Source organism: Gemmata obscuriglobus, from assembly GCF_008065095.1.
GTDB lineage: Bacteria > Planctomycetota > Planctomycetia > Gemmatales > Gemmataceae > Gemmata > Gemmata obscuriglobus.
Map to the genome: position 1 here is coordinate 4,837,278 of NZ_CP042911.1, position 19,040 is coordinate 4,856,317.

At 60.2% G+C, this 19,040-nt stretch carries 16 protein-coding genes and 1 tRNA gene; 6 read left to right on the forward strand and 11 right to left on the reverse strand.

The window, feature by feature from the left end:
* Nucleotides 1-103: 103 nt before the first annotated feature.
* From GobsT_RS20010 to GobsT_RS20035, 6 genes are all read right to left on the reverse strand, one after another.
* The gene (locus GobsT_RS20010) at nucleotides 104-547 is read right to left on the reverse strand and encodes an ISAs1 family transposase (protein WP_109570720.1); all 444 of its coding nucleotides are present in this window, start codon (nucleotides 545-547) and stop codon (nucleotides 104-106) included.
* Entirely contained in the window at nucleotides 528-1,250 is a 723-nt protein-coding gene (locus GobsT_RS20015; protein WP_010035860.1) for an ISAs1 family transposase, read from the reverse strand. Before GobsT_RS20015 ends, GobsT_RS20010 begins: the two co-directional genes overlap by 20 nt.
* A 342-nt stretch (nucleotides 1,251-1,592) precedes the next feature.
* Nucleotides 1,593-1,892: a hypothetical protein gene (locus GobsT_RS20020; protein ID WP_010043829.1), complete on the reverse strand. Its 300-nt coding sequence runs from the start codon at nucleotides 1,890-1,892 to the stop codon at nucleotides 1,593-1,595.
* Nucleotides 1,893-1,894: 2 nt separating this feature from the next.
* Entirely contained in the window at nucleotides 1,895-2,443 is a 549-nt protein-coding gene (locus tag GobsT_RS20025) for a hypothetical protein (RefSeq protein WP_010043832.1), read from the reverse strand.
* A gap of 9 nt (nucleotides 2,444-2,452) precedes the next feature.
* Nucleotides 2,453-3,025 carry a hypothetical protein gene (locus GobsT_RS20030; RefSeq protein WP_148087814.1) on the reverse strand — a complete coding sequence of 191 codons (573 nt, stop codon included), beginning with the start codon at nucleotides 3,023-3,025 and terminating at the stop codon, nucleotides 2,453-2,455.
* A gap of 223 nt (nucleotides 3,026-3,248) precedes the next feature.
* Nucleotides 3,249-3,869, reverse strand: coding sequence for a hypothetical protein (locus GobsT_RS20035; RefSeq protein ID WP_109570981.1), 621 nt, complete (start codon nucleotides 3,867-3,869; stop codon nucleotides 3,249-3,251).
* A gap of 1,479 nt (nucleotides 3,870-5,348) precedes the next feature.
* Between GobsT_RS20035 and GobsT_RS20040 the strand changes: the two genes are divergently transcribed.
* The 4 genes from GobsT_RS20040 (at nucleotide 5,349) to GobsT_RS20055 (ending at nucleotide 8,822) form a co-directional block, all read left to right on the forward strand.
* Nucleotides 5,349-5,576: a hypothetical protein gene (locus GobsT_RS20040; protein WP_010052241.1), complete on the forward strand. Its 228-nt coding sequence runs from the start codon at nucleotides 5,349-5,351 to the stop codon at nucleotides 5,574-5,576.
* 310 nt (nucleotides 5,577-5,886) lie between these two features.
* Nucleotides 5,887-6,105 carry a hypothetical protein gene (locus tag GobsT_RS20045; protein ID WP_010052244.1) on the forward strand — a complete coding sequence of 73 codons (219 nt, stop codon included), beginning with the start codon at nucleotides 5,887-5,889 and terminating at the stop codon, nucleotides 6,103-6,105.
* A gap of 29 nt (nucleotides 6,106-6,134) precedes the next feature.
* On the forward strand, nucleotides 6,135-7,883 hold the full coding sequence (locus tag GobsT_RS20050) for a hypothetical protein (RefSeq protein WP_010052245.1): 1,749 nt from the start codon (nucleotides 6,135-6,137) through the stop codon (nucleotides 7,881-7,883).
* A gap of 378 nt (nucleotides 7,884-8,261) precedes the next feature.
* Complete coding sequence (locus GobsT_RS20055) at nucleotides 8,262-8,822, forward strand: RNA polymerase sigma factor (RefSeq protein WP_148087815.1); 561 nt, start codon at nucleotides 8,262-8,264, stop codon at nucleotides 8,820-8,822.
* Between the two features lie 469 nt (nucleotides 8,823-9,291).
* On the opposite strand, the gene GobsT_RS20060 is transcribed toward GobsT_RS20055, so the two are convergent.
* Nucleotides 9,292-10,200, reverse strand: a complete 909-nt coding sequence (locus GobsT_RS20060) for an abortive infection family protein (RefSeq protein WP_148087816.1) — start codon at nucleotides 10,198-10,200, stop codon at nucleotides 9,292-9,294.
* Nucleotides 10,201-10,800: 600 nt separating this feature from the next.
* Between GobsT_RS20060 and GobsT_RS41135 the strand changes: the two genes are divergently transcribed.
* Both GobsT_RS41135 and GobsT_RS20070 read left to right on the forward strand, forming a co-directional pair.
* Entirely contained in the window at nucleotides 10,801-11,292 is a 492-nt protein-coding gene (locus tag GobsT_RS41135) for an NUMOD4 domain-containing protein (protein ID WP_010051105.1), read from the forward strand.
* A gap of 54 nt (nucleotides 11,293-11,346) precedes the next feature.
* Nucleotides 11,347-12,000 carry a TIGR02996 domain-containing protein gene (locus GobsT_RS20070; RefSeq protein ID WP_010051116.1) on the forward strand — a complete coding sequence of 218 codons (654 nt, stop codon included), beginning with the start codon at nucleotides 11,347-11,349 and terminating at the stop codon, nucleotides 11,998-12,000.
* A 147-nt stretch (nucleotides 12,001-12,147) separates the two neighbouring features.
* On the opposite strand, the gene GobsT_RS20075 is transcribed toward GobsT_RS20070, so the two are convergent.
* The 4 genes from GobsT_RS20075 to fdh form a co-directional block, all read right to left on the reverse strand.
* A tRNA-Leu gene (locus GobsT_RS20075) sits at nucleotides 12,148-12,228 on the reverse strand.
* A gap of 1,312 nt (nucleotides 12,229-13,540) precedes the next feature.
* Nucleotides 13,541-14,404 carry an NrfD/PsrC family molybdoenzyme membrane anchor subunit gene (gene nrfD, locus GobsT_RS20080; RefSeq protein ID WP_010040542.1) on the reverse strand — a complete coding sequence of 288 codons (864 nt, stop codon included), beginning with the start codon at nucleotides 14,402-14,404 and terminating at the stop codon, nucleotides 13,541-13,543.
* 4 nt (nucleotides 14,405-14,408) lie between these two features.
* Entirely contained in the window at nucleotides 14,409-15,368 is a 960-nt protein-coding gene (locus GobsT_RS20085) for a 4Fe-4S dicluster domain-containing protein (protein WP_010040545.1), read from the reverse strand.
* Nucleotides 15,358-18,603 carry a formate dehydrogenase gene (fdh, locus tag GobsT_RS20090; RefSeq protein ID WP_271413140.1) on the reverse strand — a complete coding sequence of 1,082 codons (3,246 nt, stop codon included), beginning with the start codon at nucleotides 18,601-18,603 and terminating at the stop codon, nucleotides 15,358-15,360. The genes GobsT_RS20085 and fdh overlap by 11 nt, the downstream gene beginning before the upstream one ends.
* Nucleotides 18,604-19,040 lie beyond the last annotated feature (437 nt).

Sequence of the window (19,040 nt, forward strand, 5' to 3'; positions counted from 1 at the left end):
GGATCGCAACTCTGCTCGGACTCTCGACTGCTGCTCGTAATCCCCGTCTCTTTTCGCTGTCGCCATTTGCTACCCCTGTTCCAGGGCCTTTCCTTGATTCACTCTACGTAACTCCGATAAGTCCCTTGGCCATTGCCGGGTCCATCTGGAGCCGCTCGATCGCCTCCGGGCAACTCACCGCCTTGACCTCACGCCACAGGTGCACCACGGCGTTCCGCAACGCCGCCAGCACCTGTGGTGCGTGCCCCATGCGCACACGACACGCGTCCTCGCCCAGTGTCACGTCACGCACGTAATGCAGTTCGTTCTCGATGCGCCAGTGCGTCCGCACATGGTTCAGGAGTGTGGCCGCATCCGCCTTCTCGGCCGACAGGCTCGTGATGCCGAAATGCACTTCGACCGTCGTTTGGCCTCGGACCGTCCGCTCACGCGTCAACTGGAAGCCCTGCTTCACCCCCGCCCACGTCGGCGAGCACGTCAGAATCGAGGTCGTTTGCAGCGTCCGCTTCTCGATGCGGCCGTGACCCTTATCGACGGTCGTGGCGATGCGGCTCGGGGCGGGCGGAGGCCGATCCCCAGGGGGAAGTGGCCGCCGCGATCGATCGGGCGGCGGTCTCGAAGGCGAACCCGGCTCGGATGTCGATCCCCAATCCGGGTTGGTTGTCCTTCACCGTGAGCACGTAGTCGCCGCCGGCCCCGACCACCTCCTCGGCCAGGTCTCGCTGGCAGAACATGGCGTCGCCGACCACGACCTTCCCTCGCAGCGGCAGAATGCCGAGGAGCGTCAAGGCGGCCTTGTGCTCGTTGGTGCTCGCATCGACCTTGACCTGGGCGAGTACGGCACCGACGGTGGGGGCGTATGCGGCCAGCAGGTGCTGACCGGGGATCGCGCCGTTGCGAGAGCCTCGAAGGGTCTTGCCGTCGATGGAGATGTGTGTGAAGGCGGCCGGGTCGACGCGGCTGGCGATCCAGTACGAGAGGACGTGCTCCAGTTGGTCGGCGTCGAAGCGTCGCAGGGTGCGGGAGAGCGTGGAAACGGCCGGGGTCTTGCCGCGTCGGAAGCCGAGGGCATGGGCGAGGGCGGGTCCGTGCTGTCGCCCGAAGCGAGCGATGCCATTGAGGCTGGTGCGCCCCATGAGCATGGCGAGGGCGACGAGTCCGAGGAAGGGGGCGAGTGGGTGGATAAGGCCGTGCTTGCTGCGGGGATCGGGAACCGCCGCCAGGGCATCGACCAGGGTGCAAGGAGACATGGGTACCTTCCTGGCTGCGAGAAGGCGCCCCACATAGCCACGTTCCCTCGTGTAAGCAAGGTGAAATAAGGAAAGGCCCTGACCCCTGTTCGTGTGCGTGCCTGAGTTTCATTGACCAACTCTTCCATTTCGAGTAGTCCCCGTCACCGTTCCGAAACGCCGACTGCAACCAGTGATCCGGCACGTCCCGCTCTGCTGCAACGATCTGGCTCAGGGTCGAGTAAAAGCACGAAACGTCGTAGAGCCGGGGCAAATTCAACCACAACGCCACCCAGTCCCCGTACCCCAACTCGACACTACCGAGCCCGAACGTGTGAAACAGATCCGCCCAGAACGCACCCTCTAGGCTTTTTTTGAGAGATACTCCTCGAAGTGATGGACCGCCTCCAAGACTTCCGCGTCAAGCCGGCCGCCCTCCTCGTCGAACCTCCGGAACCCGAACACCCGCCGAGCCACTCCCGCGATCTGAAGGGCCACAGTCGCTCGGTCTTGAGGAGGAGTGTCGGCACCACACCAGAGGTCCAACCACTCGTCCCACATCCCGCCGCTCTGAGCAACAAGGCTGTAGGAGAGGGCAATCGGATCGTACTTATCCCCGGTGGGGGCGGTGTAAATCTGCTTTTCGTGCTCGGTAAACAGCATGGCTACTCCGGGGTGACGGAAGGGAAATCGGACGGGACTTCGGTATACAGGACGAACTCTTTCACCTGCTTGTAGTAGAGAGGATTGCACTCCACCATGAGGGTGATTGACTTAAGACGGTCTTCAGAATATTCGGACCAATCCAACAGAGTGCCCGATCTGTAGAGGCGACCGGTCCACATCCCGGGAGGCAGAGGAACCACAGGAAAGGTGTAGATCGTGTGCCGAAAAAACAACTCGAAGTCTGACACGTTGAGCACCAACCGACCGACTTTTGGTGTGTGAACGGTTGGGGAACTGGAGTTGCTGCGGATGGAGTTCCACGTCTCAACATTCAGTCGGTTGATCGTGGCCGTTACAACGTGCTGCTCCCCCTGCCCCGTTTTCTGCCACGGGACTTCACCGCCCTTATCACAGTGAAGATCGCTGTAGAATCGGCGGACGTGAATTTCTGGGGCGGTGGTGCAAGTGCCGAGGAAGTCGAACGAGTTGCGTGAGCGTAGCCTGACGTACAGTTCGATCGCACCGACCGGGAGGAATTGGGCTGACATGGGGCAACCTCACTCTGGCGTGAAGCTGCCGAACTTGCCACCATCCTCAGTGAAGAGGGGAAAAGCCCGAGTCGCCGGATCAAACACCCCGTTGCACTCGAAGAGGATGGAGACCGAGTGGGTGCGGGTGCCAGCAGAGCTTTCCGAGGAGCGGCGTGGAATGGCTGAGTAGTAGAGTCTGCCACGCGGGATCGCAGGGTCACCCGAGAACGCAGTCCCACCGAAGGCAAACGTCATCAGTAGCTGGAAGTCCGTTTTGCCAATGGTGAGCGTGCCGTGATCGGTCTGGAAATCGGTGTAGTCAATCGGCGAATTGGTGACCTGCGGAGAGCCTCGACGGAGGACGTTGTAGGTGTTCCAGTTGAAGCGGTTGAGGGTGAGGGTGACGATCTCCTGTCTGCGGTCACGCACGTAATCTGTTGCCAGCGAACGGCCGCCCAAATCATTATACACTGGTAAGAATGAATCCGTAGCCTCCCACTCCGGGCTACGCTCGCAAGTACCCAGATAACGCCAAGCAGAATCGGCGGGCTTCTTAATGTAGGTGTCAACTGGTCCCAGACAGGGAAAAACGGCAGGCATGGAGAACTCCACGGACAGAAGTGCGGAAGGGAAGTGAACGAGCACAGAGCCAGAGCCGAGAGGAAGACACTACGGCCGACCTCAGCACTAGCTCTGTGGATGGAGGAGAATGAGTTAACAGGATAGGTGATGGAGCAGAGGTGACGCGGAACGGGATCGAGGATAGAGATGCAAGTAGGTCTTGGGAGAAAGGTAAAGAATAGAGTCCACCCCGAAGCACACCCTACATCCACTCATCCATGCCGGTCGCGGGTGGGCTAGTCCGTCGGTGGGTAGCGATTTTGTGTGCCATGCCGAGACTGGAGATCATGCCTTGAGCAGAGGGCCAGTGCAAAGCGTCACCGGCGAAACGCGGAATGAAGTGGTGCTGGGCCGGGGTCTCGTGCTCCCAACTCGCCAAGTAGCCCGGCAGGTCGGTCACGTCCACACCCCACGGCAGCACCGGAGGCTCCTGCTCACCAGTGTACTCGGCCATAGGGTCGTGTTTGATAGACCAAGGGCGGTTGGGGTCGTCGGATCGCTGCGAGGGGTACTCGTGCTGGAGCCAGTGGGCGAGCGACTGGTGAAAGTCGGCCATGTCGTGGTGATCCTGCTCTCGCAGGTAGTCGGCGTAGGCGTTCCTGGTGATGTGGTCGAAAGGTGACTTGTCCAGGGCTTTCAGAAAAGCTTTGTTCTCCGGTCCCAGCTTACGCGGCTGTTGCTCGGGAGGCGTTTTGGTTCGCTTTGGTTTGGTGTACTTGCCGGTAGTGGGGTCTACCATCGGCCCGATCCCAGTGAACGGCTTTTTGGCAAAATGGAGTGCCTTGTTGTACGATTTGGCGTAATTGCGATTTGAACGATCCATAAAAACCTCTGAAGTGAAGTGAAGTGAAGTGAAGTGAAGTGACGTGAAGTGACGTGAAGTGAAGTGAAGTGAAGTGACGGAAGAAGTGTGGAAGCGTAGCCGACTCAGATCGATAGCCGAAGCTGCTGAAGAGGCGGGGCGGCTTCGGGGGAGCGTCACCGGGTCCGGCCCGCTGTCGTGGAAGGGCGAAACGCCCACTCTTCGGCCACTGACACGACCTTGGCCCGAACCATTCGGTACCGCTCGAAGTCGCCGTGCTGCTCAACGTCCCAAGTCTCTTCCAGAGACTGTAGACCCAACCGTGCAACTTCGGCCCTCTCAACCGCAGGGCCACGAACTTGGACCGGGACGACATCGACCACGTGAGCGTTCACTAACTCACCGTCCTGGCCAACAAGCTGCATGTCGAACAGTACCGCATAGGCCCGCAGCATCTGAGCCGGGTTCGAAGGAGTGACGTTACACATTCAGGTTCTCCAGGAAGGCTTTAATTCTCAGACGGGGTGTACTTGCGGCGTGAAGTGTCGGGCACGTAGGAAGTGCGGCTAACCTTCGCAGGATCGGAGGCGACCACCCACTCTTTCGCAGATTCCACCAGCACCCAATCCACAGTTTGCCACTGCCGGAGAGGCCCCATAGATTCCGCACGCCAGCCAGAACGTAAAGACTCCATTGCCAACTCCACCACCTCTTCTTCGCCGATCTCTCTAGCGTCTGGCTCCAAAAATGACACGGGAACAGGCTGGACGACAGGAGCTTTGAGGCCCGCACGCCGCAGAGTAAGCAGGACAACGAAGGACTGGAGATACTCCACCGGATTCGGGGCCGAGAATCGGGATTGACGAACCAGAACAGCGGCACACATACGAGACACCTTGACGAGTGCAGAGGAGGGAACCTTAACCTGCCATACATATAGAGGCAGAAGCAGACCGAATTGTTGCACTAAACCACACCATTTTGAGAATTCTCAAAATCCTACCTTTCTCCCAAGACCTACTTGCATCAATACGAACACACTCGACCCCAGAATGACGATTCAGAGAGGCAACTTCGAGGATCGAGATGCAAGTAGGTCTTGGGAGAAAGCTGGCGTTTTGAGACGGCAGAGACGGCAGAGACGGTGATTTTTGGGGAACAGTTCCTCTTTTCTCTTCTTTCTTCAAAACATGGTCAAGGAAAGAGTTTTGGGAAAACGCCGTCTCTGCCGTCTCTGCCGTCTCGAATTCTCCATCAGACCACGCTCGCATTCGACCAGCGGACGCCACAAATCAGCCTTTTCCGGGCACCGTCGCCGGCAATGTTGCAGCAAAATTGAAAATGCCCAAAAATCTTAAACCCTTCAGCAACATAGGTTTTGAACACCTTCAATCCAACTCTGTGTCGAATCCGTAGTCTTTCCTGGACTCACTGCCTATATATTATTGGGGAGCCCATACTGACTTCCCACGAGTAGCCAAACCGATGAGGAACTAGACCATGGCCAAGACCAAGACCAAGACCGCGACCGACCTCGTGAACGTGCAACTGCCCTACCTGACTCACCGGGTGATTCGGGAGCGAGCAAAACAATTAATGGCCAACGTGAAGATCGTTACCACCGCAATGGCCCGAGGATTCGAGCAACTCAGTCTGGAGGAGCAGACGAAGCTAATCGACGAAGCTCGAACCAAGCTCATTCAGGCTGAGTCCGCAAAGGGTTACTAATCGCGTGTGTTCCACCTACCCCCTTCACTCTAACGGTGTGCTCAGATCTCCGGTCCCGCACCAGACGCACCTTCACTTCTTCTCTCTCACTTCCCGAGGCATTTCAATGAGTTACCTTGATTCGATTCCCACGTCCCGCCTCGTCCCAAAGGGCACACTGGTTCAGTGTCGGCTCCTCTCCTGCGTCCGCTCTCGACATTTTGCCAATGGGCAGAAAATCCAATACGAGTGTTCCTGGCAGGTTACACAGGGGCCATATGCCGGTCACGTGCTAACGCGGAGCTGGTGGACAACCCCGGGCGGACTCCCGGTGCTGTACGCCGATTGCGAAAAGCTCGACATTGGGCACGCAGAGGAACTTTGCTTCGGCCCGCCTGACCCGATCGTTGTTGAGGGTGTCGCCTCGATCAGTGAGTACAACGGCGTGTCGCGAAACGAGCTGTGCAGAATCGATCGCCGAGTGCTGCCGCAGACCTCACGCACCCGCCCCAGAGAAGTCTTCGACGATGAGATCAGCACCGCATTTTAGCCCCACCCCACTCACAGAAGGACAGACATATGGCAAAGAAAAAGGTCACGAAAGCAGACATTCAGGGCCAGTACGAGGTCTTCCGGTCGCTAGGCATCCGGCTGGTCAGGTCGAAGTCCGGGGAGCTGTTCCTGGCCACCAGCCCGACCGGCAAGCCCGGGGGGAGTGTGGAACTACACCCCTACGATCTGGCTGAGTCGTGTGAGGAGATCAAATGGGTACTGAGAGACGCGGGCAAAGCCATTGACATGCGACTGGTGGCCGAAGCGGTCAAGGGACTCGTCCGCAGTACCAAGAAAAGTCCACCTGAAATGGTGTCGCGTCGTGTCGCCGAGCGGGACGGGAAAATCTTCGTGGACCTGTGCAACTCCGAGCGACAGGTAGTGGAAATTGCGGCTGACGGGTGGCGAGTCACCACCGACTGTCCGGTTCTCTTTCACAGGCCGCTCCAAGCTCTACCCCTGCCGGTCCCGGTACAGGACGGCTCCATTCAGCGATTGCGGGAGCTGTTCAGCATTCTCGACGAACCGAGCTGGATTTTGGTGCTGGGCTGGCTGAGCACCACCCTGAAGGAGCACTGCGACCACCCGTTCTTGTCGATCCTGGGTCCGCCGGGCTCGGGAAAAAGTGCCCTTACTAAGTTTGCGTACTGCACGATCGATCCTCGCGAGGCGAAGGGGCTGCAGATGCAGCAGAACGCAGAGGATTTGCAACTCAGTGCTTTCAACCGCTGGGTACTCCCGCTCGATGAGGTCGATAGCCTCCCGCCGGAAAAATCCCGGATCGTGGCGACCATCTGCACGGGCGGGGCTCTTGAAAAGCGAAAGAAGTACGAGAATACCGAAGTCGTATGTGCTGTAATCAATCGCCCGGCAATCATCAACGGGCTAGAGGCAGGGGAGTGGCTACACGAGGAGCGAATCCGGGACCGTGCGATTCCCGTGGCTCTCGGTCGGGTGCGGCCCGAAGCCAGTGTTGAGGACGGAGATCTTATCAGGGCGTTCGAGCGACATCACCCGGAGATACTCGGCGGCCTTTTCACCATCGTTTCACAGGCACTCAGAGGCATTCGGGATGGAGAGGTGACAGCTCGTCACTCCCTGCGAATCAAAGAGGCCATGACGTGGGCGGATCGCTGCGTGCACGCTGCGGGGTACTCGAACGGGGAGTTCACCCGACTGGTGACGGAAGCACACGCCAGGATCGTTGAGAGGGTGGCCGAAGAGTGGTCCCTACTCGACCCACTACTGAAAGTGGCTGGATCGGGGTTCCAGGGCAGTCCGACGGAGCTTCTGGACAAGCTCAACAGCATGGTCGAGCGGAAGGGGCGGGATTGGCCGAAGAGTTCAAGCCAACTGACCCGAACGATCAACCAGCACGTTGAGTACTTAGAAAAGCGGGGCGTCCGGGCTGAGCACACCAAGGGCCAGCAACGATTCTGGGTCATTCGGTCGGTCCCGAGTTTCGCTCAACAGAGTGCCAACTCAGTGAATGCTGCCAAACCGCTGGCACCACTATCCGAAGGCGAGCAGTCAGACCTAAAGTCGAAGCTCCTTCGGTGGGCCGATTTTGCAGACAAAATCGATATCTGCTTCACTCACCGGGACTCCAGCAACACGCTATATGGTCGATTTGCAGAGGCGGCATCGATAGCCCTGAAGAGGTCTTTAGAGCCAGACCGCACGCTGCGAATACCTGATGACGAGTTTCTATCGCTCGATACAGCAAGCGAGTTACTACTTGTCGAAGTTAATCCAAAAGCTGAGGGCAAAAATTGAAGTGCGGGAACAAAGAAACCACGTGCGGCTGGTGCGAGAAGCTGGAGCAGCTCGATCTCATTTCGGGCTCAAACCTACAACTGCCTACCGTGTGACCGAACCTCTGATGTAATAGAGTGCGAATGCAACAAGTGCAAAAAAACCTATCACGAGAATGTGATCAGAACCAAGAAGTGTGGCTTTAAGGTGGTGGAAGGACGATCTTGCTGCCCACACTGCTTCTACAAAGCCAACGACGGCTTCAAGAGTCGTGACCCAAATGGCATCCAAGAGGGTCAACGTAAACTCCGCGACACCCAAGGAAAACCCGCAATTGGCACTCCACCGACTCCGCGAGAAGCGAGGGCAATTTGTGCTTATGCTCTGGCCGAAACTTTTATGAAAGCAAACAAAGCGGACCCTCTAAGTCAGGATGACCTTCTGAACCGCCTGACGGCCAAGGGTACCGAATGCGTTTTTCGTTTTGTCCCTTCGACACAAGACATGGTAATTCCCAACTTTCGCACAAGTTACAATTGCTGCTTTGAGGTGCCAAGGGGGTTCGTAGGATACTGTTGGAAATGTTACAAGCAGATTCTAACAGATATCTATACAGAGCGTGAACAATCACCTGAGTTCCTTGAGTACAGTGAAGGACCAATCGAAGCTGCAGCTAAGCCCGGTCTTAACCCAAGCCAGATCCTCCTAGACCCTCTCCCTTTACTGCTGCCGCCGCTCAACAACCTGACACAGCAGCAACAGGACGTTCTTTTGATGAGTCTAGGACTGCACCAGGAGTATGGCGGGGAGCTGTCCGATAACGAGATCGCCAGCCTCCTCAATATCTCTCCCGGGAACGTCCGCTCTACCAAGAGCAGGGCAAAGACACAATTGAGTGCCGATCCGGAGCTAGCAACCCTTTTTGCCAAGATATCCAGGCGTCAGACCACTGACGGGTGACACTCGCAGAGTAGCGGTGTTGGGAGCAAGCGGACATCAAACTCTACCTTTCTCCCAACCCCTACTTGCATCTCGATCCTCTACCCCAAGGACTACATTGACTACAGACGATCACACTTTGCACGCCCTCTCCCACCCTTCCCTTCAGGCCCTTCTTCCTGCCCGCGACCACGGCAAGCCTTACACAGCAAATCGACTGGCTGATTGGTGCCGAAGGGGACGCCGGGGGTTGGATGGAGAGCAGGTGAATTTGAGGGCTGAGAAGCTGGGAGGGCAATATATGACTAGCGTCACAGCTTTACGGGAGTTCCTTGAGAAGACAGGCCTGAGCGTGGAGGATGACGATGAGGAGTTTCACGACTTCTACTACCCGCCACCACTACCGATTCCACTCTCAGTCCATACTTTCGCAGCAAAGCACTATCGTTGATCCATCATAAGAGCGACCAACTCCAGTTACTAATGTGATTTAACAACCCGCCAAACTGATTAACAGGTTAATGTGGGCACACGTAGCCCCGATCATATGCTCAGCGTACTCTCGGCCAGCTATGTAAGAAGGCTTTGGCCCCTTGCCGTGTGCGTCCCCCATCTTGTTGCGAATCATACCAACTGCCTTGAATATCTCCGTGTAATGAGGCGGAAACAAGTCGTGTTTTCGGCAAATTTCAACGTAAGTGGAGCAACTACCGGCGTTAGGGTCGAAGGTCCATCCCTTGAAATCACAGATCGTCCGGAGAACGCTTTCGAATGCTGATCCACAGGATGTGATAGCCCCAGCGTAGTCACCGTTTTTGACTTCCTCGAATGCGTTAAGCAATTCCCCGTTGGCGACAGAGAATCGCTCCCCGGCTAACACTTCAAGTGCGGGCTTAACGACAATTTCGTGAGTTGTCCTCTCGCCTTTCTTGATAAGACGTGGGTACTCCACTCGCTGAACGTTTGTATCAAGTTGCCGACCGTACAGAGTAGCTCGCTCGCCAGTATCACGCCATACTGGTGCAGTCAGTTCGTATCCAACCCCTTCCTCTTCAAACATCTGGTTAATCCAGGCTACGGCACCACAGGCAGCGTCTCCAGTACCAACCGCGTTTGTGCGAAAACACATCTCGATAAACTCAATTGCCTCATCATCTACACACGCAAGAAAGTGCTGAGCAGCAGGGTAGGCCTGATTAAAGTTTGCTTTTAACGAACCATACTTTTGCAACGCCAAGTCCGCAACTTCCCCCAGGAGACGCTCGAAGCTGTAACTTATCTCGCCCCAGCCATTCCTATGATTTTTAAAGAACTGGAGCACCCGCATCCGGACTCTCTCGGAGAGCGAATACGTGTAACGTGCAATGGGAACTTCCTGCTTCTGTGCAGACCACCCCATGTCAGCCTCCTGCTTATTGGCAAAACGAACACATCAGTAAGGGGCCGGTAGTGAACTAAGCCCCTTACAGTTAAACGATTGACATCGATCGCGACAGTACGATAACGCACTGAAATAGAATGGAGTAGCCCTGCCTCGTCCCCTATAGGGCATTTTTCCGACTAAGACAGCAGCAGAATTGGAACAATCCGCAAATGCCACCAGCCTCGTTTCCTTGGCGTTCGGGAGTGGATTGGTTGGTCATGGGACCGCTGCTCTCAATTACTTTCTTTGGTGCATTACCTCCACAAGGGATTCACCAACCTGAAGATCTCGCCCTACTCCCTCTTCTTGTTCCCAAAGATACTGACTGCTTACCCACCCTAGCATCTTGGTGTTCAGTTTGCGGGTCAAAAGACTGACTCCGTTTGAAGATGGGGACATCCTGTTGAGGGATCTGCGAAGAGGATAGAGATGCAAGTAGGAGATTGCGAGAAACAGAGAGCTGGCGGTTACAGAGGTGAGGACTGAACTCTAACCTTTCCTCCACCACCTACTTGTAGCACGATCCCCTACCCTTCACTCCGGCTTCGGCTGGGGTTTTTTCGTTTCTGGAGACCTATGGAAGAGATTTGGAAGCCGATTCCGAATGCAGATGGATACGAAGTAAGTGACCAAGGCCGAGTGAGAACTTACTACTGGCGAAAGAAGTGGTGGCCCGAGCCCCGAATCCTCTCCCTGACTCCCCACTCTGACGGGTATCTCAAGACCACCATCTACGGCCAAACCCGCTACGTCCACCAACTCGTTCTATCAGTTTTTGGTCCAGATCCCCGACCAGGGCAGGTGGTGCGTCACAGAGGGGGAGATCCCCACGACAACCGAGCCTGCAACCTGGAGTGGGGGAGTCGAACGGAGAACAATCAGGACACGGCTCGGCACGGAAAAGTAGCGGGGCAGAAGCTGAGCGAGGACGAGGCTTGGGGAATCAAACTGCTCCTGCACCACCAAGTTCCTGGACCCGACGTGAAACGGATCTACCCCCACGCCAGCACCGGAATGATCTCCTGCATCAGACTCGAAAAGACTTGGCCCCACTTGACGATCAACTAACTCTCGCTCCTCAGCCTTCGGGTCGGGGAGTTTTCTTTTTGGAGACTGATTGAAATGACGGATGGCGACCTTCTACTCCGAGCCGTGCTGAACGACCCCGAAGACGACACCGCACGGCTGGTTTACGCGGACTGGCTGATCGAACATGGGGACCGTAAACGGGGTGAGTTCATTCGGGGACAAGTGGAGGCTGCGAGTGCCGGGATAGAGTGCCCACGGGAAATTTGGGATTTGCTACCGGCCGGGTTCGAGTGGCTGGGACTGCAACCGCCGGAAGAGTTCGAGATCGGTTGGGACCGTGGGTTCGTGGACTGGATCGTTTCACCGCGGCGATACATCTGGAACCGGAAGCGGCTTCAGAAACTCTTTAGTCAGCACCCGATTAACAGTGTCGAGTTGTGCGACGTGTCCCCTGCTTTCCTGGACCCCGCTGACCCCGAACAGTGCGGTTGGTGGCCGGGCGGGTGGACCGTAGATGGGAAAGTGTCCGATCTCCTGTTCGCTCGACTCCCGGACGGGGAGATGTTCTTCTGCTGTGATGCCGGCGAGTGGACGGGTTGGTTCTTGCAGTACCCGACATGGGACTCGGCCCGAGAGGCACTCCGAGCAGCGGTGACTTCCTACGGGCGAAGTCTGGTGCGGTTGCCGTCGAGTGCGTTCCGGCAGAAAGAAGGCGGGCGAATCCGAAAGCGGAAGTTCGTGACCTGAAATTTTTGCCGATCCGGCACGCTGGGGACGCTTCCTCGAATAGTATCCGTGGTCACTATTCCTGCTTGCCGGATCTCTTTCACTCGGGTATCGTTGGTGCTGCCTTCCGGTCTGAAACCGTCACGAAACCCTTGAATTTCAAGGCAATGGCCAAGGTGGGACTCGAACCCACACAGGTTGCCCCGCTCGATTTTGAGTCGAGTGCGTCTGCCATTCCGCCACTTGGCCTGAGCCCTTAATGTATGGGCTTTTTGCGACGTGAGCCAGAGCAAAGCAGCGGGAAGGTTGCGGAAGTTGACCGAACGGACTTCACCAACTCCGGCCACCACTTCCGATCGCCGCCGCCGCTTTCGCGCTGCAGGCACACGTCGTAACTGACGGGCTTAACGGTTCTTACAGTAACGGGCCGAGGACAAGGCGATGACCATCCGGGGCCGAGTGACACGCGACACGGCCGTTCTTCCGACCGGATGCGGTTCAAAACTTCAGGAAGTCGCGGTCGGCGACGGCGGTGTCATCAGCCGGGAAGGCGACGGTGCCGGCGAGTCGAGTGATACCGAATCCGATTGAAGAGTCACTGCTTTCTGTAGCCGGCCTCTGTGAGGCCGGTGCGACATGACCGAGGTAGCACCGGCCTCACAGAGGCCGGCTACAGAATACGGCGTGGATACGGATCAATCGGATTCTAGTAGTTTCAAGTTCGCGCCGGACTTGGGGTCTGGCCTTTGAGTGTGGTCCGCTCACTCCGTGAGCGGCCGCGCCGCGCACCGGATTCGCTCCGCGAGCTTGCTGGCCCCGTCGTTTTGCGCAACGCGAATCCGATACCCGGCGCAACCGCTCACGGAGTGAGCGGACCACACTCAGAACCAGTGCGCGGGTACTCCACGCCAACTTGAAACGACCGGACACGGTATGACCGCTTCACGTAACTCGGTTCGGACGGACGCCGACCACGCCGAGCCGGCGTGACTGGTATGCAGCGCAACAGGGTTGCGTTTCCCCCGGAAGTTCCGCACCGCAACGCGACTTGAGTAGCAGCGGACGGGACGTCCGCGGTCCCAGGGAAAGCCAACCCTGCCTGTGGTTCGGCGGCTGGAACCGATCAGCGGCGCTGTAACGGGGGTGACAGCGTACCAGTTGCCGCCGACTGCTCTCCCGCTGGGTCGTTCGCTGCCGATCGACTACCCAATCGCTGGGGTGCCGCTACCACCGAATCCCGGGCTTTTGCACGGGGGCAGAGTCGGCTGAGCCAAACTAGTTCAGCACGACGGATACAGCGCAATGTATTGCATGGCAATTGTTTGCGGCTACCAAATCGATCCAACAGCAAGACGAAGCCGGCGTAAACGGGGTGTCGGTTCCGCTGCAAACGGCTGGTGCGGCGGAAGGAAAACTGCCGGAAGCTCCAAATGCGGGGATGAGGGTCCTGAAATGCGCAATGTGCCGATTCAATGGCGCCGTGTTCTTTCGCTCGTGCGCCGGGGTCGGACGGGTACGGGGACGCCGCCGGCGGGCTCTGCCATCGGACGAATAGCGGCTCCTATGCCTCCGGTATCATCACAACGAAATGGCGTGTGACCCATGCCCCGACCGACACGAACAGCACCATGCCGACGGACCAAACGGGCAGCAGCGCCAGGGGTATCAGAATACCCACACCCGCGACCAGAACCCCACCGCCCCAGAGTTGCATTCGGGGGTAGCGCCGAACAAGTTCCGGCTGAAGTTCACGCACGAGGCACAGCAGCGGAACGCCCTGCACGACGACCAGCGCCGCAACCGCCGGGCGAAGCAAGCTCGCCGCGGGGTCGTGACCGAGAACGGCCGCCAGACCCAGCAGCGCCGCGCTGCCCAGCGCCAGGGCCGACGCGACGTGATACGCACCGAGCCACCGGGCGTCACGCCAGCCGGGCTGCGAACTCGTGCTGAACAACACGCCCTTGTACGCCATCGAGCCAAATGCGAACGGCAGCGCGACCACGGTTAGTACGGTCCGCCCGACTGCGTGGACCGAACAATCGGTCGGGATCGCGCCGAGGAGGCCCAGAACGTCGGTAACAGCGAGTGCCGCGAGCGGGAACGAATAGAGCGTCAGGCACCACGTACCGAGCGACATCGGCGAACTCGGCTTGAACACCCGGAGCATGTGGTGGAAGCGGAGCGGGTCGCCCAGGTCGAGCACCAGCAGCAAAAGGTCGATGAGCAAAAAGGCGAGGGCCAGCGGGTACGCCCAGGCCGCGACCGGCGCGAACGCGGTCGGCCGCGTCAACTCGCCAACCGCAACCGTCAGGAACAGACCCGTGGTCAGCGCGTTGAAAAAGACATCCCAGACAACCAGCCCGTGCCACGGCGGCGCGTGCGTCGGTTCCTCGCTGGCGTATCCCGTTGCGGCGGACGTGCTCATGAATTCACCCGCCCAGAAGGAACGCGAGGAGCAGCGCCACCAGTCCGACCAACCCCGCGAGCGCCGAGCGCAGGTAGTCGCCGCGCATGTGCAGCCACGGGTTCACCGGGTCGGCCGGCAAGCCGTACACCTCCGGGCGGTCGGTGAGCAGGTAGAAGGAGTGCAGTTCGGTATAGGTTTCCGTCGCCTCGGCCCCGTACAGGTACGCCGGCACGCCCTTCGCCTTCAGTTGCTCCACGCGGTTTTGTGCCCGCTCGCGCAACTCGCTCACCGGCCCGAACTGGATCGACGCGGTGGGACACGCCTTCGCGCACGCCGGCACCAGGCCGTCGCACTGCCGGTCGTAGCACAGGGTGCATTTGTGCGAGTGGCCGTCGAAGTGGCTCCGGGTGATGACCCCGAACGGGCACGCGGCGACGCAGTACGCGCACCCGTTGCAGATGTCCGGCTGGATGTACACGTTGGCGAACTCGGTGTACACGATCGAGCCCGTCGGGCACGCCTGCTGGCACGGCGCCGCCGCGCAGTGCTTGCACACGTCGGACATCATCAGCCACCGGCCGAAATCGACCGGCGGTTGCGAAACGGGGGCCGTGACGACTTCCAGAGGGAACCGCTGCGGCGCCGGCGCGACCGGCTCGGGGGTCGTGAACTGCTCGATGAACTTCACGTGCCGCCACGTGTCGCCGGTCAGCGCGCCGGTGTTGTCGTAGCTGTTGCCGGTGAACGTGAACCCGTCGGCCGGGAGCTGGTTCCACTGCTTGCACGCCACCTCGCACGCCTTACACCCGATGCACACCGTGGTATCGGTGTAGAACCCGGTGGGCGGCTGCTGTGCCGGCCGGACGCCGCGACGGAATGGGTACGTCAGCCGGTGCAACAGCTTGGCGAAGAGGCCGCGGGGCGCCGGAGTCGCATCGACACCCGCGGGGTGCGCCGGCAGTTCCAGCTCTCTAACCGCCATGCGCGAACCCTCCCTCGGGCTGTGCGGACCGGGGCGTGTCGGGAACCGGGTCGCGGGTCGGCCACGGCACCGCAATCTTGGTCGCCGCCGGCGGGTTCCCCCCGTGCCGCCCGGCCTCCAACTGGCACGCGAACACCTTGCCCTCGTGCATGCTCACGTTCGCCTCGGCCACGATTGCGGTGAGGTCGTTGGCGTTACCGCCCACCACCTCGCCCGCGAACCCCCAGTGGAACGGCAGCCCCACCTGATGCACCGCACGACCGTCCACCGTCAGCGCCTTGATCCGCGGCGTCACCAGCGCCCGGCACTCGATCGCCCCGCGGGCCGAGCGGACCGTCACCCAGTCGCCGTTCGCGACCCCGCGGGCGGCGGCCAGTTCGGGGCCGATCTCCGCGAACATCTCGGGCATCAGCTCGTTGAGCCACGAGTTGAACCGGCTCATCGGGCCGCTCAGGTAGTGCTCCGTCAGCCGGAACGTGAACGCCACCAGCGGGAACACGTCCGTCGGCCCTTGCGCGACGCTGTTCAGCGGCCCGGCAAAGGTGCGGACGGTCGGACTGCTGGCCTGCTGGGGGTACAGCAGGTTACGCACCGGCGATTCGAGCGGCTCGTAATGGCACGGCAGCGGGCCGTCCTTCGCGCCCTTCGGGGCGTACAACCAGCCGAGGCCGTCGGTCTTCATGATGAACGGCTGGTCGCCCCCGATCGCGGCCATGCCCCGCGCCCCTTCGGGCGGGCGGTACGAGGGCGCCTTGCCGGGCTCGAAGTCGGGTTCGTCCGGCCCCACCCAACGGTCCTGCGAGTCGTCCCACCAGATGTACTTCTTGCGCTCCGACCACGGGCGCCCCTCCGGATCGGCCGACGCACGGTTGTAGAGCACCCGGCGGTTATGCGGCCACGCGAACCCCCAGTTCGGTTCGACCGGATTGCCCGGGGTGCGCTCGCGCCGGTTCGCGCGGTTCCGCCCCGGCTCGGGGTACACGCCGCTGTACACCCAGCACCCGCACGCGGTGGAGCCGTCGGCCTTCAGGGCCGAGAACCCGGGAAGCAACTTCGGCCGGCCGCTGCGCGGGTCAATTTCGGCCGTCTGGTAGCCGTTGATTTCCTGGAGCACCTTTCCGGCGTCCGGCTCACCCGCGACCCGGCTCACCGTGCCATCTGGGAGGGTGTGCGGGTGATCGTACTCGTAGTCCCAGGTGAGGTTGAGCAGCGGCGCGTCTTTGGGGTCTGTCGAACCGGCGTACAGCGCCCGCAGCCGCTTGCCGAGTTGGTACACGAACCACGCGTCCGAGCGGGCTTCGCCGGGCGGGTCGAGCGCCTTGTTGTGCCACTGCAGCAGCCTCTGCGTGTTGGTGAGTGTACCTTCCTTCTCCACGTGACCGGCGGCCGGGATGAAAAACACCTCCGTCTTGATGTCTTTGGCGGGCGGGCCGTTCGGGTCGTCCTTCCAGAACACCGCGCTCTCGGTCTCGAACCAGTCCGCCACCACGAGCCAGTCGAGGTTCCGCAAGGCGGCGCGCTGGAGCCCGGCGTTCATCCCTCCGCCGGCGGGGTTCTGCCCGAACAGGAAGAAGCCGGTGAGCCCGCCGCGGCTCATGCGATCGAACGTGACGAGGTGCGAATGGTCGCCGTCCACCCGCGGCAGCCAGCCGAACCCGAACTCGTTGTCCGGCGTCGCGGCCGGACCGTAGTACGCCTTCAACAGCGAGACGACGAATTCCGGGAAGTTGGACCAGTAGCCGGTCTTCATGCCCTCTTTGTCGAGATACCCCTGGAGGCTCTCATGGTCGGCGTGCGCCACCGGCTGCGGCAGATATCCGGGGAGGGTGTCGTACAGCGTGGAAACGTCGGTGCTGCCCTGGATGCTCGAGTGCCCGCGCATCGCCATAATGCCGCCCCCGGGCCGGCCGACGTTGCCCAGGAGCAGTTGCAGGATGCCCGCGGTGCGAATGATCTGCACCCCGGTGGTGTGCTGCGTCCAACCGACCGCGTAAACGATCGCGCTCGTCCGGTCGCGCCCCGAGTTCGCGCACAGGAGTTCGGCCACGCGGACCATTTCCTCCGGGCTGCAGCCGCACACCTCCGCCACCACCTCGGGCGTGTATCGCGCGAAGTGCCGCTTGAGGATCTGGAACACGCACCGCGGGTGCTGGAGCGTCGGGTCCGTTCGCGGGGCGTCGCCGGCTTCGGCGACACCCATCAGGCCGTAACCGTGGGTGCCGTGCTGACCGGGCTCCGATTTCTTCTGCTCGTTCCCGCTGCTGCCCGCGTAAGCCCAGTGCCCCCCCTTCGGATCGTAGGTGCCGCTCTCGGGTCGGTAGCCGCTGAACAGCCCGTCCAGGTCTTCCGCGTCTTCGAACCCCTGCTCAACAATGGTCGCGGCGTTGGTGTACGCGGCAACATACTCCTTGAACCACTTATCCTGAGTCAGGACGTAGTTCACGACGCCGCCCAGGAACGCGACATCGGACCCCGCACGGATGCCAACGAACACGTCGCACAGCGCCGAGGTACGCGAGAACCGTGGGTCCACGTGGACCAGCGTGGCGCCGGCGCCCTTTGCCCGCATCGGCCAGCGGAACCCCACCGGATGGGCCTCCGCCATGTTCGAGCCCATGATCAGAATGCAGTCACTGTTCGCCAGGTCCTGAGTAAAGTTCGTCGCCGCTCCCCGCCCGAACGAAGTGCCCAGACCGGGCACCGAGGCGGAGTGTCAAATTCTTGCCTGGTTCTCGACCGGAATCACCCCGAGACCGGCCGTGAACAACTTCTTGATGAGGTAGTTCTCTTCAACATCAAGAGTCGCGCCGCCGAGGGTACCGATCGTATCGAACCCGTTGAGCAACCGGCCGTCGGCCTTACGCGTCACGAAGTCCCGGTCGCGGGCCGCCTTCACGCGCTCGGCGATCCGGTCGAGCGCCCAGTCCATCGACCGCTCCTCCCAACGGTCGGAGTGCGGGGCGCGGTACATCACCCGCGTGACCCGGTGCGCGTTGGTGGCGAGCTGAAAGGCGTTCGCGCCCTTCGGACAGAGCGTGCCCTCGTTGATAGGACTGCGCGGGTCGCCTTCGATGTCGATCAGCGTCCCGCCTTTGGTGTAGATCAACTGCCCGCACCCGACGGCGCAGTAGGGACACACCCCATCAGTAACCGTCGCGCCACGGAGGCGCGAGCCCTTATCGGCGGTCTGCGGGCTGAACGGCTGCTGTTTCGACCAGAGGGGCAAGCTGAACATGGCGTGTCCTTCTTCGAGCGAAGCACCTCGAAACCGCTACCGACATCGTGTGAGCGCAGCGTTGCGAGCTCTCCGGCGGCGGTCCACCCGGACGGATCGAATAAAAGAGCGCTGAGCGAAACGCAACTCGCGCGCCGAGGGCCAGCGCACCTCTTTAAAGATCGCAGGATAGCAGCAGTTGTGTCCGTTCGCCCACAGAAACCCGGAACGGTAGCGAGTTTTCAACACCGGACCGTCACGCGCGTTTGGGCGGCGATTCTATGAGACTTTGAGCGATGGCACCGGTCTGCACATCATGGTACTAAATCGCCCAGCGGTCGCCGGCGTGCTCGTTCGCGTCTTCGGCTCCGGGACAAACATAAACGGAGACATCGTCGGTGTTGGGCCGACAACACCGCGCATAAAATGAGGTGTCAGGCACCACGATTGCTACCCTA

Coding starts and splice junctions, on each gene's coding strand:
- GobsT_RS20015 (WP_010035860.1), bottom strand. CDS start 1,250: ATGTCTCCTTGCACCCTGGTCGATGCCCTGGCGGCGGTTCCCGATCCC.
- GobsT_RS20020 (WP_010043829.1), bottom strand. CDS start 1,892: ATGCTGTTTACCGAGCACGAAAAGCAGATTTACACCGCCCCCACCGGG.
- GobsT_RS20025 (WP_010043832.1), bottom strand. CDS start 2,443: ATGTCAGCCCAATTCCTCCCGGTCGGTGCGATCGAACTGTACGTCAGG.
- GobsT_RS20030 (WP_148087814.1), bottom strand. CDS start 3,025: ATGCCTGCCGTTTTTCCCTGTCTGGGACCAGTTGACACCTACATTAAG.
- GobsT_RS20035 (WP_109570981.1), bottom strand. CDS start 3,869: ATGGATCGTTCAAATCGCAATTACGCCAAATCGTACAACAAGGCACTC.
- GobsT_RS20040 (WP_010052241.1), top strand. CDS start 5,349: ATGGCCAAGACCAAGACCAAGACCGCGACCGACCTCGTGAACGTGCAA.
- GobsT_RS20050 (WP_010052245.1), top strand. CDS start 6,135: ATGGCAAAGAAAAAGGTCACGAAAGCAGACATTCAGGGCCAGTACGAG.
- GobsT_RS20055 (WP_148087815.1), top strand. CDS start 8,262: ATGAAAGCAAACAAAGCGGACCCTCTAAGTCAGGATGACCTTCTGAAC.
- GobsT_RS20060 (WP_148087816.1), bottom strand. CDS start 10,200: ATGGGGTGGTCTGCACAGAAGCAGGAAGTTCCCATTGCACGTTACACG.
- GobsT_RS41135 (WP_010051105.1), top strand. CDS start 10,801: ATGGAAGAGATTTGGAAGCCGATTCCGAATGCAGATGGATACGAAGTA.
- GobsT_RS20070 (WP_010051116.1), top strand. CDS start 11,347: ATGACGGATGGCGACCTTCTACTCCGAGCCGTGCTGAACGACCCCGAA.
- nrfD (WP_010040542.1), bottom strand. CDS start 14,404: ATGAGCACGTCCGCCGCAACGGGATACGCCAGCGAGGAACCGACGCAC.
- GobsT_RS20085 (WP_010040545.1), bottom strand. CDS start 15,368: ATGGCGGTTAGAGAGCTGGAACTGCCGGCGCACCCCGCGGGTGTCGAT.